Origin of the sequence: Pseudomonas protegens (assembly GCF_003732485.1) — a bacterium.
Taxonomy (GTDB): Bacteria; Pseudomonadota; Gammaproteobacteria; order Pseudomonadales; family Pseudomonadaceae; genus Aquipseudomonas; species Aquipseudomonas protegens_B.
On sequence record NZ_MOAK01000032.1, the window covers coordinates 37,924 to 55,212 of the forward strand.

General features: G+C 48.9%; 9 protein-coding genes and 3 pseudogenes. 4 read left to right on the forward strand and 8 right to left on the reverse strand.

Annotated elements, in window-relative coordinates; translation table 11 throughout:
* Positions 1-50: 50 nt before the first annotated feature.
* Positions 51-3,767 (reverse strand): autotransporter domain-containing protein, encoded by a 3,717-nt coding sequence (locus tag BLX41_RS04925; RefSeq protein WP_185073383.1) that lies wholly within the window; start codon positions 3,765-3,767, stop codon positions 51-53.
* Between the two features lie 631 nt (positions 3,768-4,398).
* Here BLX41_RS04925 and BLX41_RS37535 point away from each other — a divergent pair.
* A pseudogene (locus tag BLX41_RS37535) lies at positions 4,399-5,526 on the forward strand (IS110 family RNA-guided transposase); the annotation flags it as partial.
* Positions 5,527-6,144 (forward strand): annotated as a pseudogene (locus BLX41_RS34495) (IS3 family transposase); the annotation flags it as partial.
* Between the two features lies 1 nt (position 6,145).
* Here BLX41_RS34495 and BLX41_RS04945 read toward each other — a convergent pair.
* Positions 6,146-6,778 (reverse strand): annotated as a pseudogene (locus BLX41_RS04945) (IS3 family transposase); the annotation flags it as partial.
* On the opposite strand from BLX41_RS04945, the gene BLX41_RS04950 reads away from it, so the two are divergent.
* Together BLX41_RS04950 and BLX41_RS04955 are read left to right on the forward strand one after the other, a co-directional pair.
* The gene (locus BLX41_RS04950) at positions 6,662-7,414 is read left to right on the forward strand and encodes a tyrosine-type recombinase/integrase (RefSeq protein ID WP_404942741.1); all 753 of its coding nucleotides are present in this window, start codon (positions 6,662-6,664) and stop codon (positions 7,412-7,414) included. The pseudogene BLX41_RS04945 and the gene BLX41_RS04950 overlap by 117 nt on opposite strands.
* Positions 7,415-7,958: 544 nt before the next feature.
* Positions 7,959-8,936 carry a fimbrial protein gene (locus BLX41_RS04955; RefSeq protein ID WP_123723999.1) on the forward strand — a complete coding sequence of 326 codons (978 nt, stop codon included), beginning with the start codon at positions 7,959-7,961 and terminating at the stop codon, positions 8,934-8,936.
* A 640-nt stretch (positions 8,937-9,576) separates the two neighbouring features.
* Here the strand turns inward: BLX41_RS04955 and BLX41_RS04960 are convergent.
* From BLX41_RS04960 to BLX41_RS33520, 6 genes are all read right to left on the reverse strand, one after another.
* Positions 9,577-10,050: a PleD family two-component system response regulator gene (locus BLX41_RS04960; protein ID WP_123724000.1), complete on the reverse strand. Its 474-nt coding sequence runs from the start codon at positions 10,048-10,050 to the stop codon at positions 9,577-9,579.
* Positions 10,051-10,168: 118 nt separating this feature from the next.
* Positions 10,169-11,413, reverse strand: coding sequence for an EAL domain-containing response regulator (locus BLX41_RS04965; protein ID WP_123724001.1), 1,245 nt, complete (start codon positions 11,411-11,413; stop codon positions 10,169-10,171).
* Positions 11,414-11,578: 165 nt separating this feature from the next.
* On the reverse strand, positions 11,579-14,119 hold the full coding sequence (locus tag BLX41_RS04970) for a fimbria/pilus outer membrane usher protein (protein WP_259744428.1): 2,541 nt from the start codon (positions 14,117-14,119) through the stop codon (positions 11,579-11,581).
* A gap of 34 nt (positions 14,120-14,153) precedes the next feature.
* Positions 14,154-14,900: a fimbrial biogenesis chaperone gene (locus BLX41_RS04975; protein WP_123724002.1), complete on the reverse strand. Its 747-nt coding sequence runs from the start codon at positions 14,898-14,900 to the stop codon at positions 14,154-14,156.
* A 70-nt stretch (positions 14,901-14,970) separates the two neighbouring features.
* Positions 14,971-15,510, reverse strand: coding sequence for a fimbrial protein (locus tag BLX41_RS04980; protein ID WP_123724003.1), 540 nt, complete (start codon positions 15,508-15,510; stop codon positions 14,971-14,973).
* Between the two features lie 240 nt (positions 15,511-15,750).
* Positions 15,751-17,289 (reverse strand): ATP-binding protein (locus BLX41_RS33520; RefSeq protein ID WP_123724004.1); only part of this gene is annotated, 1,539 nt, incomplete at its 5' end.

The window sequence follows — 17,289 nt, forward strand, 5'->3', positions numbered from 1 at the left end:
AAATGGCTGATATATCAAAAAATCGGCGGGTACTTCGGAGCGTCTCTAAGTCAAAATTCCAATGAAGCAAATGCGGAAATGGATTGATCTCTCATACCACTGGCTTTTTCAGCCATATAATCCAAACCTACAGAGAAACCGCCATTAGTTTGCACCGCTACCTTCGCATTAAGCTGAGCAATATTTTTCTTCAATGGCAAACCGCTGATGCGGAAATCATCACCACGTGAATGCAGCGCCATATTTGTATTTGAAGAAATATCAGAAAACGTATGCTTCAAACCCGCACCGGCCTGGAAACTCGCTTTAATATCATCGTTGTACTGGATAGAGTAGTTCACCCGCGCTCCCAGCGTGCTGGCATAGATATCTTTAACATCACGCTTTCCAGATAGGGAAAACAAGTCTTTCTCTTCGGAAAATCTGGAGATATCAAGACGGCTATAAGAAAAACCAACAAAAGGTTCGACACCAAATCGATCAAACTTCAGGTCATACGCCAGCTCTGAAAACAATTGCACGGTATTCCCGTGATAATCAGAATCCGGCGTAGAGACACGCCCTTTGTAATTGACCTTGCGTTTTGTCTCTATATCGTGCCAGGAAAAACTCGCACCGAGTCGCACGGACAATGCCTCGTATCGTTTTGAACCATAGATGCCAAGGTTATAGGTACCGATATCGGCCGAGGAAGCTCGCTGAGACATGGAGGTTTTGCGGTATCCACCGATCACTCCCAAACTCAGGTCTGCATCCTCAACCCACACATCACTGCCGAGAATAAAGCCTTGTGTGTTTCGACTCAGACCGGAAATGCTTCTAGCCCCCTTCTGCCTGCCCTCTGAACCGAACACATAACCCCAAGCGCCTGAGTCGGACCAGCCTTTTTCTGTTTCATACAACCGCTTGGAAATCGAGTCGCGAATGTAAGACGACTCCTGTGCCAGTACGGTTTTTACAGTGGGGTGAATATCACCAGGCAGTAACGATGCAAATCGCGTGAACTCTGACTTACTCATGCCTATGACTACAGCGTTTTCTCTTTCGAACAGATCATTTCTTTCCCCGACTGCGACCAAAGGTTCAACAACTGGAATGACCGGCGTGGCTGCCACCACCGGCTCAACAACTGGAATGACCGATGTGACCGTAGTTCCAGGTTCCGGAACCACAGGTAGTAACTCTGCACAAACCGCCTTCTCATTCACGCCTTGGCAAAGATCGATCGGTTTTACATCATTACGAACGAGCAACAGCGATACGTCTGACATACCGTAGCTCAAGCTCGGATCAAGAAACGCAAAATTAGCAGAGACACTGTCAAACTGACCGTTCACTCCCCCTCTGGTGGAAAGCACGGTGTATTGGCTTGTCGGGCTGTATTGACCCGATTCGGCATCGACCAGAACATCACCGCCTTTGATATCCGCAACACCACCGGCCTTGATCATGTCGCTCAGCCCAGCAGCATTTGCGTCAATTGCATAAACGGAGCCCTTGTTAAAAACAATGTCGTTAATCACATTGAAGGTCCCTATAGAATTGCCAGGAGCAATAGCGCCACCCGCCTCTAGGCTGAGTGAGCGAACAGTACCCCCACCGTACACCACCGCCCCATGGCTCACTTGAACATCTGTAGCGTCGAAGATCCCATTGAATCCTAGCTTTCCTCTTCTGACTTCTGTACGACCAGTAACCCCACCTGAACCTGTCAAGTTCACTGAGCCTGTCCCAATTTTCACAATCGAACCGCTACCATCGATCCGACCATCAAATTGCTGGTTGTCCCCCCTGTTGAATACCATCACCGCGTCATTGACCACGTTACCCTGTAACCAACCTTTGTCGCTGCCATCACCGATTTGTAAGGTACCAGCGCTGATAGTCGTCCCACCGCTGTGAGCATTGTCGCCGGTTAGCGTCAGTACTCCCGTACCTTTTTTCAGCAGCGCGCCAGTGCCCACGACATTGCCTGCAAACGAGTGATCCATGCTGTGATTGAACGCCAGACTAGACTTCTCGTTGATAATCACATCACTGCTAAGTGAACCTGTATCACCAGCATTCCCCACTTGCAAAACACCTCCAACAACAGCGACACCGAATCCCCCTGCGCGCCCCCCATCAAACGAATTTTTTCCCGTCAACACTAACGTCCCCAAACCACTTTTTAACAAAGCAGAACCTGAAGCATTACCTCTGTATATAAACTCCGAAGACATGTTGGCTATTTCAATCCCGGCAAAGCGTTCTTTAATTAAAATATTCGCACTTAACTGATGGGAGTATTGACTGTCCTGATTTTTCTCAACAGCATCATCAAAGCGCAACAATGCACCATTCAATACAACCTTCGGAGTTAAACTATCAACTTGGCTTTTCAGGCTCAGATCCAAGACCCCCCCTACAACATTATGAGTCAGCTCTGAGGCTTCTTTCGTCACGACAACATCAGCGAACGCATCAAAATAGGGATCAGAACTTAAGCTCCCGTCACTCACGCGAGACATCAGCGGTTGGCGGGGGTCGCGCAGATAATACTTATAGGCATTGGCAATAATTTCGCTAGTTTTTTCACTGGGATGTAATCCGTCTTCAGTAAAATATTTTCCGCCCTCTGACGCCCTATCTTCATTGCATTTCGGAACGCTGGCACACGAAATACTTATATCGTTGACGATACCATAACGCTCTCGATCGGCAGCCACGTGCTGGATGAACTTAAAAATGTCAAATAAAGTAACGGTGGTACCAGGATTATCAAGCGTGACACGCAACATAGAAGAAGTTGTCTTCTCATTAGTCTCTAGCAATAAATCTGTAATGCGTGTACGTGCGATACCTGTTTCTCTAGCCACCCCCAAGTGGAGATTATTTTTTCCTCCCGGAGTCCAATTTATTAGCTCTGGGGTAAGTCTAAGATCTGGGAGATTGCCAAAGAAAATATTTTTCGCTCCCAGTTTTGCTATATCTCCAAGTGCCTTTTCCCTGCCTGCATATAGTTCATTTTTTGCAACCTGCAAATCCGCTTCACCGTCATATCCCTGAGCGATAGCGTCATTGCCTCCCGCGAGTAGCATTGCCATATCACGCAGCCCAAAAGAACCTCCTTTATTGCTAAATTCTTTCGGCTGGTCAACAATAGGCTTCAATAAGTTTATATTTCTATCGCCTACAAGTGTAGGTAATACAGACTCAGCGATGCCACTAATACCAACTGGCGCGAACCCCGCTAAAAGGGCACGATTCGTGCCTGGAAAAATTTTGTTCAGTTTTGCTCCACCTTGGGCCATATTTACATTTTTTGTGTTATCTATTTTTTTCTCTGTTAGGCCAACACTATTTATCCTTAGTGTTCCTGTTGTAAGGGAACCGAAAAACGTACTTATAGTCCAGTCTGCCCCCCATGCAAGCGGGTTTGATCTAGTAAAATCATATCCAAATATTTGTTGAGCCGCGTTACCATTACCGGAGGTAAATGGAGCGCCAAGGGGCAACGAAAAAATCTTAGGTAGCGCTTGTCCAGCAGCCGCAGCCGCAAAAACTATAGACCCGCTCCCGCTGACTTCAACAGTCTTAGACACATTATTAGTGTCTAACTGACTATCACCAAACAGCACCGCCCTGGAATACTTTCCCTTAACTGACTTTGTCTCTTCATCAGTAAGAGTCGGACGACCATAGTCTTCCGAACTAGCCGGAAAGATAGCCAGGGAGGAAAAAAAAACTACAACATGGATGAAGATCCTTTTGCAATTGCAACCCATATTAAACACCATTAATTATTTTTAGTAGTCAGTGAAAGGTACAGATTTCATTTATCTATACATAACTAAGGTCTTCCATGTTTTTCCCGTGAAGGTTTCCGATCGAAACATGCGAGCCGACTATCTTGATGTAGGAATTTGACTGAGTTTGTGTAGGATTTTTCCTGATGAATCTCCAGACCAATAGGCAAATGCACTGAAACACGTTTGATCGTCGGATCCGAACAATCCATTAGCCAGATGCCCGACGGGCGCGGTGGCAGCTATCACGACGATTGCAATTGCAACAGCTACGACTCGTCCTTCAGCCTGCAAGCCCAAATGCGGAGCTTGGAAGAAGAGCGCGGCATATTAAAAAACCGCCTCCCCGGCACTCCGCAGCCCATTGGGCTAGAAACACTACGTACTACACTTACATTTCTGGACAGTGGTCGCTGGCTTTTTAGAGGCTAAGTCCCGTTCAAAAAACTGGACCCAGAGGAAGCTGCGGACCCGTTAGTGGTGGCGCTTTCATGACCCCGTTTAGGAATGTAATTTGATCCGAGTCCCCGTCCAGTCCCGCCCTTGACTGGAGGTGCTTATGAAAAAGTCTGACTTAAAAAGCAAAGGGTTACCGGTAATTAGTACTCGAGCGACCGGCGTTTATTGGATTCCGGTTTACGAGATACTCGAAACGCACGGACTTCATGTAGTACTTGCTAGTGCCCGAGATGCTCGCGCAGTGCCAGAGCGTAAAACCGACGTGAATGATGCGCAGTGGATTCAACGACTCCATTCCTGCGGATTGCTTCCGTCCAGATCGCGAAATCCTGGCTTTACGCAGCTATTTAAGATTACGAGAGCAGCACCTTGACTACGCGGCCGCACATATTCAGCACATGCAAAAAGCGCTCACCCATATGAATCTGCAACTGCACCATGTCGTGGCGGATGTCACCGGAGTGACCGGCATGCGAATAATTCGGGCCATTATGGCTGGTGAGCGAAGCCCGTCAGTATTGGCTGCCATGAGCGATACCCGCTGCAAAGCCGGTATCGATGTCATTGAGGCTGCGCTAGTCGGTAACTATCAGCCGGAGCACATATTTGCCCTGTCACAAGCACTGACAATGTATGACGCTTACCAAGCGCAGCTCCTCATCTGCGATCAGCAAATTGTACAAGTGTTCATCAAGCTTTCACCGAATAAGTTGCGTCCGTCAGAACCATTGCCTAAACCGCGTCATAAAACCCGGCAACCGAACGCACTTTCGATCTTCGCACGTTGCTCTATCAACTGGTCGGCGTAGACCTCACGCAAATAAATGGCATTGGCCCCTTTCTGGCACTGCGGCTGGTCGCCGAATGCAGTACAGATCTGCCCCGATGGCGCACTTGTCATCATTTTACTTCGTGGTTGACGCTTGCGCCGGGATGTAGGATCAGCGGCGGTAAGGTGCTTTCCGCTCATACTCGGAAAACCAAGAATCGAGTTACTGCCCACCTGCGCTTGGCTGCTGTCAAAGTAGGGAGAGCGAGTACTGCGCTTGGGGCCTTCTATAAACGCCTTGCAGCTCGAATCGGAAAAGCCAAAGCAGTCACCACGTCCGCCCGAAAAATTGCGATTCTGTTCTACAACGCGATGCGTTTCGGTATGAGCTATCAAGACCCCGGAGCAGACCAGTATGAACAGAGATATCGTTAGCGGGTCGTAAAGGGTTTACATCGCCGTGCTGCCGAATTTGGTTTCACTCTTCAGCCAACGGAGGGTGTTTCTTAGGAAGGCAGCGCGGCACTTCGCCAGGGAACCCGAGTGAAATACCGCTTTATGAACGAGCATCGGCATCAATACGCGATCACTACGCTGTGCCGGGTTTTGCAAGTTGCTCGTGCCGGGCTCTATCAATGGCTACATAAGCCTGTATCTGATCGTGAAAAAGAGAATGGTCGGCTGTCAGGACTGACCCGCGACTCCTATGCAGCCAGCCGAGGTGTGTATGGTGCATGGCGGGTGTATGCTGACTTGCGTGAGGCTAGAGAAAGCTGCGGTAAGCACCGTGTCGCCGGATTGATGCGCACCTACAAAATCAAGGCGCTCAGAGGCTACAAAGCTCTGCGCGCAATCTAAGGGCGGCTATCGATAATTGCCCCTAATCGACTCAACCGGGTGTTCGCGGTCGATACCCCTAATAAGGCTTGGGTGACTGACATCACTTACATCCGAACGTGGCAGAGATGGTTATATCTAGCCATCGTGCTGGATCTCTATGCTCGCAAGGTGGTCGGGTGGTCTATGAAGCCAACGCTAGGTAAGGAGTTAGCGTTGGATGCATTGCTAATGGCAGTGTGGCGCCGTAAACCCAAAACCAGAGTTATCGTGCATTCGGATCAGGGTAGCCCTGGCTGCCTTGGTCGGAATGAACCATCACCTCTTGCTTCGGTTTACGCCTCCAAACCGCCATCAACAACGTATCAACAGCCAAATCACTGGTCATCTGCGACTTCATTGACCAGCCAACGACCTACCGAGAAAACAGATCCAGTACCCCCGCCAAATACAACCCGCCTTCATACGTACGAATGTACGTGATGTCGGTTACCCAAACCTTGCTGGGTTCCACGACATCGAGCTGGCGCTTCAGAAAATTGGGTGAGACGACCGCTGGCTTACCGCCGTACTTTCCAGGGCGGCGTCGATAACCTGTCTGAGAACGCAGACCTTCAAGACGCATAAGCCTCGCCACACGATGACGACCACAATCCTCACCGACCTCGCGCAGATCGTCGTGGATTTTGCGATAGCCATAAACGCCGCCGCTCTCCAGCCAGGAATGCTTGATCAAACCCAGCAGTCGCTGATCGTCTTTGTCGCGTACAGATTGCGGCTTAGAAAGCCAGGCGTAATAACCGCCGGGATGGACTTTCAGCGTCAGGCAAAGCCGTCGAATCGAATAGTCGCCCGCGCAGTGCTTGATAAAGGCGTACTTCAGCCGCACTCCTTGGCAAAGTACGCGGCGGCCTTCCTGGAGAACAATGCCGTCGCCGGCGGCAACCCGGTAAACTGGGTTAAGCGGCTGGGGATTGAAACCAACGAGGGCAAGACGCCGGACCTTGGTGATGACCAGGCTAAATTATTGCTGACGGCACCGGACGGCTGGACGCTGAAGGGGGTTCGGGATCGGGCTATCTTGGCCATGCTTCTGTACCACGGCCCCCGCTGGGAAGAAGTCACGCAGTTGATGACTAGCGACCTGCAGGAGCGTCGACGTATCGAACACCTGCAGACGAATGGGAACAAGACCCGCTATTTACCGCTACACCCGGTGGCGGCCGAGCTCATTCATGAGTACCTGGAAAAGGACAATAAACGAGAGGCCGGAAATGGGCCGCTATTCCGCTCGATCCGCGGACGCACCACTGGTAGCGCGGTTACGGGTAACGGGATCTATACCGTAGTCGCGCAATGGGCGCATGCGGTAGGCATCAATGTAACCGTGCTAGGTGTACCTGGGCTCCGTGCAACCGCTGCGACCAACACCCTAGAGCAAGATGCCGATATCGCCAAGGTCCAGGTATGGCTGGCCCATGTCAGTATCAGCACAACTCGGATGCACGATCGGCGTGGCCAGCGGCGGGAAGACTCACCAACTTACAAAGTTAAATATTGAGATTTACTAATCGCGTGCGCCCGAATAACTATGATGTTGGTCTGACTCATCACTTTTATCACCATTTAATGGATAAGTATTTAGCAACAGCAGCAAAATTCCACCCAACCTTGGTGCCGGTAAGATTTTTCCTAATAGGTTTATTCTCCTTTATGCCTGCGATTCAGTAAAAGCTCAGCCGGAAGACATGAGGCCTATCTGGTATTTCCTTACCTGTCCGAGTGGTCGTTACCACTCCGCACCGAATCAGCCTGTACAGGTGCCTGGAACCTCGCCTACCGAGAAGTTGCACTTGCTGTATCACGGCCAAGAAGCATCATCATCTCTCCCAGCTCTGCATGAGTGGGAAATGGATTAGCCGGACACATACTACGCTACGTATAGGCCCTCAGGCCCCCAGGCCGACCTCGAGAGATCGCAAGCTTGTCAGTAAATCAGCAGCCTAGAGGTTTTCATCATCATTTTTAGCTGCTATCAGACTTTTCCGATAGCAAAAAAATTTGCACCTAGCCACGATGAGGAAAAATCGATCGAGGCTTGAAAAATGTCAGCTCCTATAAAATTGCTTTCGCCAGTCCTGCTATTACTAACTGCGCTTCCCACTACCAGCCATGCCCTTTCCTGCAAAAGCAGCGACGGTTCTGCAAAAATCACCGAAGCACTAGGCACTCCGCTAGCCATTCCCGCAAATGCGCCGAACGGCACAGTTATTTGGGAGTCGGAGGAGAGAACCGTCAATGTGGTCTGTACAGATGACCAAAATATAAAGAGTAAAGAACAAATATTTTTCTATGTAAACCCTGAAAGGAAAAGTATCGGACAAGGTATTCAAATCGGAATTCGCTATAATGATAAAAAAATTGTGCAAAGCAGTGGAAGCTACGCCACAGGGAACAGTACCTGGAACAACTGCTCTGGCACTGGGTGCAACAATTGGGAGGCTAGGTTTTCCCTGAAATTCACTGTGTTCGTCGAAAAATTTGGTACGGCACCCACCTCAGGCAATATCCCAGCACTTAATGATTATCGGGTATTTCAACTCGATGGCAGCGGAGGACTGAATAACAAAAAAGATAGCAACATCAATTATATTGTGAACGGATTAAACAACATTCGTTTTGTAGCGTGCGAGCCAGAAATAAAGATCACACCCGCATCGCTGGACTTCGGTCGCGTTGCCATTACGGCGGTTCAAATTGGCAAGGTCGCCGGTAGCAAGAGCTTCACTGTTGGCCTGAACAGAGGGTGCGACACGCCGTACACCGTTAATGCGCGCTTCACCCCCACCAAAGGCAAAATTTTAGAAGACAAATTAGTACCGAATGATAACCCCTCGGTCGGAATTAGTATTCGCAACTTACAGAACAATATTCAGGTACCTTTTAGCAAATGGTTTAAATTGACTGACTTGAAAGATAAAAGCTACACCAATAATTTTGAAGCCGACTTAATATGGCTACAAAACAAACCTATCGGTGGAAAATTCAATGCTGGCGTAACAATGGACTTATACTATCAGTAATGCTGCATGACTGTTTGGCGCCCCCCTCTTTTGAGGGGCAGCAACAGGCCGAGCACTTAATTTTTTCGAACAAGAAAATTAACAACAAAAAACAATTCTCAAAAAAGTAGAGCTATGCTCTATTCCAGTGTCACGAATTCGATTCTAGGAGCTATACTTGCGATAGCTACAAGTCCACAAAACCAAGTAATTTTACAGAAATGCCCGCATAGTAAAATGCAGAGTCCGATGTGGTTCGAAGAGGCTCAGACAGGAGAGCTCCTCTACTTTAACATCGGGGAAATTTTTAATCTAATCTGGCAGTACGCGAGTAATTAATAGAGATGACATACAGAAACGTACTCGAGGAATACCCCTCTATTAACGTGTAAAATTTTTAAAGGACTGCCGACCATCCAACAAAGAAAATTCTAACGCTAGATCATCATTACCCTTTTTTATTTTCAAAGGTAGTCCTGCTGCGCACAGCAAATCGCACACTCACGCAGCACTACCACATAAAGCGTTTCAACTTTTATTTAGTAATTTAGAAACAAGAAACCCTGTAGAACTCAGCGGACTAAAATGCTGCTTGAAAGCAACAGCACTGCTTGATCCGGCTTTTTAACGGAGCGCACTGACATGCACTTACAGTAGATACTTAAGTCAATGACTTGTGCTCAGCGCTAGTTAAAACTCGTACAGAGGAACGTAACGCCCTTGCTGTAGGAGCTTTCCTGGCTGGATATTGGGTAGGTGGGTCGACTAACATCATCAACTTTTTGAGGATCTGAACATCAAGCCGATGATTGGCGGTCATATGGACACTACCGCCTCTTTGAAAGGATTGCGGCAAATCCTGCGCTACATTGCACCCATAAACAATACTATGCCTGAGCTGCTCAGCGCTTTTACAATATGACAGCAGATCAAAGTCGTCGCAACACTCTTGCTCGGCATTAATAATAAGCAGATCGAAAGGCACAACCGCATCACGAATTGCAATCATGGCTTCGGCGACTGAAGCCATTGGTGCAACACGATAGTAACCCAAGCTATTCATGACTTTCTCAAGAAATAGCTGTTCTAGATGCTGAGCCTCAACGATCAAAATCCGAAGGGTCTTGTTATTCATTTTAGGAGCACCATTAGAACCATGAACGCCCGAATCTTCAATAAACTCATGTCGACCGTACTCAAACTCGACATTCCGCCAATGAAAAACCTCAGATCAATTATCTAGAGCTGCGTTATCATTTATGAGCTTCATCATGTGCTGATAAAACATCGTCGAATACTTCTCCTCCATACCGATAATGCTGATCTAGCCACGCTAAAAAATCATCTCCACTCATTGGGCGGGCGTACAAGTAACCTTGACCATGCTTGCCTCCCAAAGCCAATAGCTCCTGGTGCTGCTCGCGTGTTTCTATCCCTTCCACTACAACGTTCATACCCAATGCCTCGCCCAACGCCAGCGTAGATCTGACAACCGCTCGGCAGCGCGATTCGCGCTCAAAGTTGCGCACAAATTCAGCGTCCAACTTGATTTCGTCGAAAGGCAACCTACACAAGCGCTGCAAAGATGAAAACCCACTGCCGAAGTCGTCAATAGACAAACTACATCCCATCATGCGCAACCTAAGGAGGGTTTCCATGCTGGCAGCAGGCGCTTCCAGCAAACCGCTTTCGGTTAGCTCGAACGTCAATCCGTTGCAGGGGTGACCTCGTGCGGTAAGGACCGAACGAATGTGCAACGCCAAGTCTTCATTGGCCAACTGAGAAGGTTGAAGGTTAAAAGCAATGTTTAGTGAGTAACCTTTCTCCCAGGCGCTACGCTGCAATGACAACCCCTCTTGCAGTTGCTGGAACAGCAATTCATCAAGCAAGCCCCCACGATCCATCTCGGACAAAAACATCATCGGTGACAGCAAGCCTCGGCGGGGATGTTGCCAGCGCGAGAACACTTCTGCACCACGAACCTCACCCGTCTTCAGACACAGTTTTGGTTGGTAGTAAGCGTGTATTTGCCGTCGCGCGAGCGCTTCGCGTAACTCAAGGTCAGTGACCACTTCCTTGCCGACCAACATACTGATGCTTTCGATAGGCTTATTACGCTCAACCTCAAGTAGAATCCGTAGATGAGCCTCAAGCAATGGCTTTCCAGCATCCCCCAACAGTGTTATACCGTGAAGCGAAGCAATCTGCTTAGCCGCTCGGTACAAGTCATCAGGCAGGGCACTACTGAGTATTACTGCCCCAACTAATCCAGAAAGCGCCAGATATTGCAAAAAATCCAGTCCATCCATGCTCTCCATTCGCATATCAAACAGAGCTACGTCTACTCGCCCCAGGCACTGCAACACTTCCATCGCCTGTGCGCCCCCAGCTGCCTCCAGTACCTCATGACACCCCATCTGTTGGAGGGTGTTTACGGAAATGGAACGCTGAAAGGCATGTTCTTCAATAACGAGCACACGTAACGCAAACGTAGTCATCGCATCAACCCGTCCTATAATATATATTAAAAACCACAGTTTAAATTATCGACTGTCACCACCTATACCAATGTAAGACTTTTCCGAATTTTCATAAAATTAGTTCAACGGTAACTCATAAAAAGCACAATGTTGAATTATCAGCACAATCTTGAAAACGATGTCTTAACGGCATTCAACATCCGCTTGAAACAACTGCTTACCTTTATCTTGAAGAGGTGGAAGAGCTAGCGAGCAACGGTGATTAACACTTTCACCCCAGTTAATCAGAAGCTGCGGTACATCCGTGCTCATCCGTACGTAAACTTGTCCCCCCTGGCCTGCGATACCAACAGCTCTACCAGAAGGGTCAGTGACGGATGCACCAAACGGCAACGGACGCCCGTCGGCAAGCTTCACATTCAACAGTACGGCTTTACCTACTGTCGTCCCGTATTTAAGGAACACTACCGCACCAGCTCGCGGTACAATTTGCTGGCTAGTTTCCGTAAAGTCGACATCCATCGACGTACCTTCCGGATCAATTGAGACCTCATTGAGTTGATAAGGACGAAGATACGGAACTACCGCATAGCCCTGTCGATCTAGTTTCATGCCTGTATACCCAACCACCTTTGCACCTTGTGCATCAGGGGCACTGATAACCGCCATAGTTTCTCCGCGGTAGGGGCTCAGTGTCAGGCCTTCTGAATGCGCGACCGCAGTGCCACTTACCGTCAACGACGCAGCACTGTACTCATCACCCTGACTGATGCCTGCGCCCACCGTGGCAGCCTCACTTATATACTGCCCGTTTACCGAGCTGTTGAGTGCACTTGTGGCACTATCATGCCCAACCGTCGCGCCATAGCTGTACTCGCCATCTTCGCCAGTGACACCACTTATCGATGCCTGCTGCTCATAGTTACCTTGGGCGTCACGACCCAGCCGCGCATAAAGTTGCGGCTGCTGACGCCGAGGGCCAAACTCCAACGGCATCGATACCGTGAACAGGTAAGTTGTTTCCATTTCATCCAGCCCAGACTGACCGCGGCTGGCGCTGACTCCATAACCGATATCCCGCACCTGTTTGTAGTAACCCAATTGGTACTGCACATCACGCCCTGATTGATTCCAGTAATTCTGCGTGTAGCCACTGAATGTCATTTGCCCCCAGTCACCCAAACTCTGGTCGGCGGTCAATGACAAACGGCTGCGTGGTCGCCCTATTCCAAAGGTTTCCATTCCCCTTCGTTCAGCGTCGATAAATTGAGCGGCATTGCTCAGATCCAGGTACCCACTAGTAGAAAATCGGTACGCGGCTACGGTGAAGTTACTGCCTGTACTGAGGATGTTTTTGCTGTACGACAGCCGCAGGCTTCGGCCACGCGAAGCGCCGCTGGGCAGATCCGTCTGAGCATGAGTGATATCTACTCCCATCGCACCGATAGGGGTACCAAAGGCTAATCCGGTCATGATAGCCATATAGTCATCGCTAAACTGACTGCCACCATAACCGGTAAACGTGTTGTTCAAACCATATTGCAAGGCGCCTTGCAGCACTTTGAGTTGTTCATGGATATAGCTGTTTCGAGTTTGTCCAGCTGTAGCACTGAAGCGCAGGGTACCGGGGCGCAGCAACTGGCTGACTGACGCGTAGGGCACAATAAACCGCTGCTCACTGCCATCCGCTTCGGTTACCGTCACCTCTAACTCACCGCCGTAGCTGGTGGAGTACAAGTCATCAATGACAAACGCGCCGGGTGATACGGTGGTCTCTAACAGTAAGGCGCCTGACTGCCTCACGGAAACTCGAGCATTGGTTCGGGCGATACCACGGACTATCGGAGCATACCCGCGCAGCGAATCTGGCAACATACGATCATCACTACTTAGTTGCACTCCGCGAAAGGAAAATGTATCGAATACATCTCCACTGGTATAAGACTCACCAATTAAAAGCTGGCTTTTAATACCCGCAACGTCGTGCTGGGCGTATGTATTGATACTGTGATAATCACCACCCTGCCTCTGCTGCCAGTTCAATGAACCGTCATGACGTAAACGCCAGCCATGAATATTTAGACCGCTATTTAAACCTAAGTACATTGAGCTTGAATTCGTACCCATGGCCCGACTGTGATTAGCGTTGAGGTTATAACTAAGTGTGGCCGCGGTAATCCCGTGATCCCATAACTCAGGGCTGACATAACCTCGTGAGTTTTTCCGCATCGCCGCCTGTGGCACACTAACCTCGAGTAGCTGGCTGTCAGGATAGAAGGTCGCATTTGCCCCCTCAATTAGCGAAGACAAATCAGGACACGCTTGCCCCACATCGAACAACTGAATAGTCTCGGGTGAAAGCTTTTCGATGGCTACCCCCATCATTTCTAGCTGCGTGCGCGTAAGACAAACAACTGCCTGACTACCATCTTTCTGCGCATTAATCCTTACATCTTGACGATTGACTAGACGACCATTAATCGAAACATCCGCCCGGTAGTTTCCAGGCCAAACAGGGTTACCAGACCGATATGCCGATAGATCAAGATCTTGCGAACCTTCGGGCAGGAATACATCGTTGAAATGCACTTCCTGTGCGTACGCAACAGACATCGCCAGACCACAGGGTAAAAATGCCAAAGGCCTTACAATAAGCATGCTTAGCAGATTTAAGGCAAAGCGAAAGCATAACTGTGGACTTTCATCCAAGCTGAAATTTTTCATAAGTCACTCTTGCACGGGCGTGCTTATCAAATCTCTAGTGCTGAATCGGACGCTTGGTCACCATCAAGGCACCGTAGTCATTGATTGCACTAAACTCTACTTGCGCGTCTGCTTCAGGAGCCCTCTTCAGAGTCGGTAATGCAAACAATCGACTCTCGCCTGGGCCAATCATTCCATCCTCAGAAGGCACTCTCAGCGCTCCGGTATGCAGACTCAGACCAATTAGTGACACGTGATACGCACTTGGGTTGGTAGCCCGCAAAACAAAACCAGATCCATTACTGCCCGCCTCTACTCGCCACTGCACGGCCTCAATAGCCTGTACGGGATCCCCAGGGAGATCTTTAGGGCGATAGAATACTTTTATCCGAGACCGGAAAGCCATTTGCAGCACAGTTGAGTCTGCTGCCACCTCAGGCCTAGGTGGAATCTCCAGAACATTGAGCCAGAATACCGACTCCTTGCTGCTTGATAGCGGAGCACCGACAAACATTAAACGCAAACTCTGCCCCTTACCCGCATCAATACGCGCTACAGGAGGAGACACAACAAAGGGAGCTTTCGCATTTGTCGGACTAGAATCTCCATCCCCAGTGTCCACCCATGAGTGAACTAGCGCAGGTAGAACACCATCGTTATTTAATCGTACAGTGATCTCTCTTTGCTGCGCAGGATAAATCTGTCGCGTTCCAGTAATAACTACACCAGCAATAGCCTGAGAACAACACAATATAGCTAAGGGTAGCCATAGAAATCGATGCAGCTTACTCTGATACAACATCAACATCTCCATCACGGATGGCCGACATGTCCCTTCACAAGGCAAAAGGACATGTACAGATCTGTTGTAATTATTGGTAGCTGATGTCGTAGGTGACAGAAGCGTTTATTGGACCGGCAGTAGCACCTACATCAGTCGCGTAGTACTGCACAGCGTAAGGCAAAGTAATCGCGCTACCGGAAATTGTCATAGCAGTGGTTGAATCCACTTGAGAGAAATCACCTGCCTTGATTGATTTGCCATTAACCGCATCCACCAATTGCAGATCAACATTCTTAGCAGCACCTGCGTCCTTACTTGTGTTTAGCAAGGTACCAACGCCAGGACGAACGCCGCTACCACTGGCAAAGACTGCCTTTGCAGTACCGGTAGCATTAGTACAACCAGTCAACTCGATGTTGAAGCCAGTCTGAGCCGCGACATCCCCTTTGGCGCTCAACTGGCTCACCGATACTTTCGGCAAGTGAACAGTTTGGCTTTTGTCACCTGCAGAGGCCGAGCAAGTTTGAGCAACCAATTCACCCGTAAAATTAACGGTATTAGCGGCATAGGCAGCTTGAATGCTAATGGCAGAAAATAGTACAGCAAGCGAGAAAGTACTGCGCTTCATGAGAGAGCTCCAAAAAATGAAAAAGTCAAAACGATCGCATCATACGAGCCAACGATCGATATTTTAGATACCGAAGCTATTGGCTCGTTCTTCGTGTGCGACCGGACTATCATCCATATTGAAGCTAACATCACACGTACGTTTTTTTACCAACCGCTGTAGGATTTTTCCCTGCTTCTATCACTAGAAGTGTGACATAGCAATCTAAGCCATTCAGCATAGAACCGTGTTTTTTTGCATTCAACCCTCCAGGACAGCTGCTAGCTCACTCATCGCCATCCGCAGGTTCTTTATCGCAATATCTTGGAGCGCAGAGTCCATAACCGTGCAGGCCTCCTCCAACGCTTCACAGCAATCAATCAAATGTGTGTACTTGATAATACGCGCGCCCCCTTTGACTCGATGAGCCAAATTGGAGAGGCCATTTAAATCACGATTACTTGCTAGGACCTGCAAACGCTCTAGATCTTCCCGGTTGCTACGAGCTAAATCCTCAATTAGACCTCTAAGCAACTCAGTATCTCCACGAGTTAACCTTTCCAATTCACACAAACTTACTCCGTAATTTCTCGGCACTGGCTGCGACTTGCTCGGTAGCATCAAAGACAACGGCACAATTGACGCCAACTGCTTCGCCAAATCATGCAGACTGATCGGTTTGAACAAACAATCATCCATACCCGCTTCCAGACAACGAGCTCTTTCCTCTAATTGCGCATTAGCGGTGAAACCTAAAATTGTGCAACGAGGCGTGATTTTTGTGGATTCAATGTCGCGAATCGCACGAGTCAATTCATAACCATCCATAGTTGGCATGTTGCAGTCTGTAATCAACGCGTCAAAAGCACCATTGCGCCAAGCACGTAGCCCATGAGCACCATCCGGGGCGTCCGTCACACTATGTCCCAAGTAAGACAGCTGCCGCGAGAGCAACTGACGATTTGCGGGATAATCATCAACTACTAATATATTCAGCGAGTGCAATTGAGGAGCTATTTTGCTGAGTACACACTCGTCAAATGGTAAAGGCGAGAGTGATACAAGGCTGAGTATTACTTCCACCGTGGTACCTTTACCCAACTCACTGTACAAGTACAAATTTCCGCCCATCAACTCACATAATGTACGACTAATCATTAGGCCCAAACCTGCACCACTGCGAACTGATTCTTGATTGTTGTTGGCCCTGCTGAACGGGGTGAATAGGTATTGGTAATCCTCACTGGAAATACCAATACCGGTATCCTGCACTTTCAGGTGTACGCTCATACGCTCACTGCTAGCCTCGCTTTCTGCTACCAAAATCAGACGCACTTCGCCCTGCTTGGTAAACTTGATGGCATTGCTCAACAAATTGGACAGTACTTGCTTGAAACGCAACGGATCGATTAAAACATCGCGATCGGCGTCAGACTGTATATCCAGAAGCAGTCTTAACCGCTTCTGCCGAGACTGAGCTTCGAAGATCCGCGCCACCGACTCAACCAGCTCGCGCAGATTGGCTCTCTCAGGGGTTAGCGACAACCGACCCGATTCGATTCGCGCAATATCTAGAATGTCGCCGATCAACTCCATCATCCCGCGTGCGGCACCAGAGGCTACGTCTAGAGCAAAACGATCTGTAATGCCCTGTTCAGATTTCTCCAAAGCCAGCTCTAGCATTCCGATTACCGCGTTCATTGGCGTACGGATTTCATGACTCATATTGGCCAAGAATACAGTTTTTGCATGATTAGCTTCCTCGGCAACTTGTTTGGCCTTTTGCAGTTGATCAAGCAG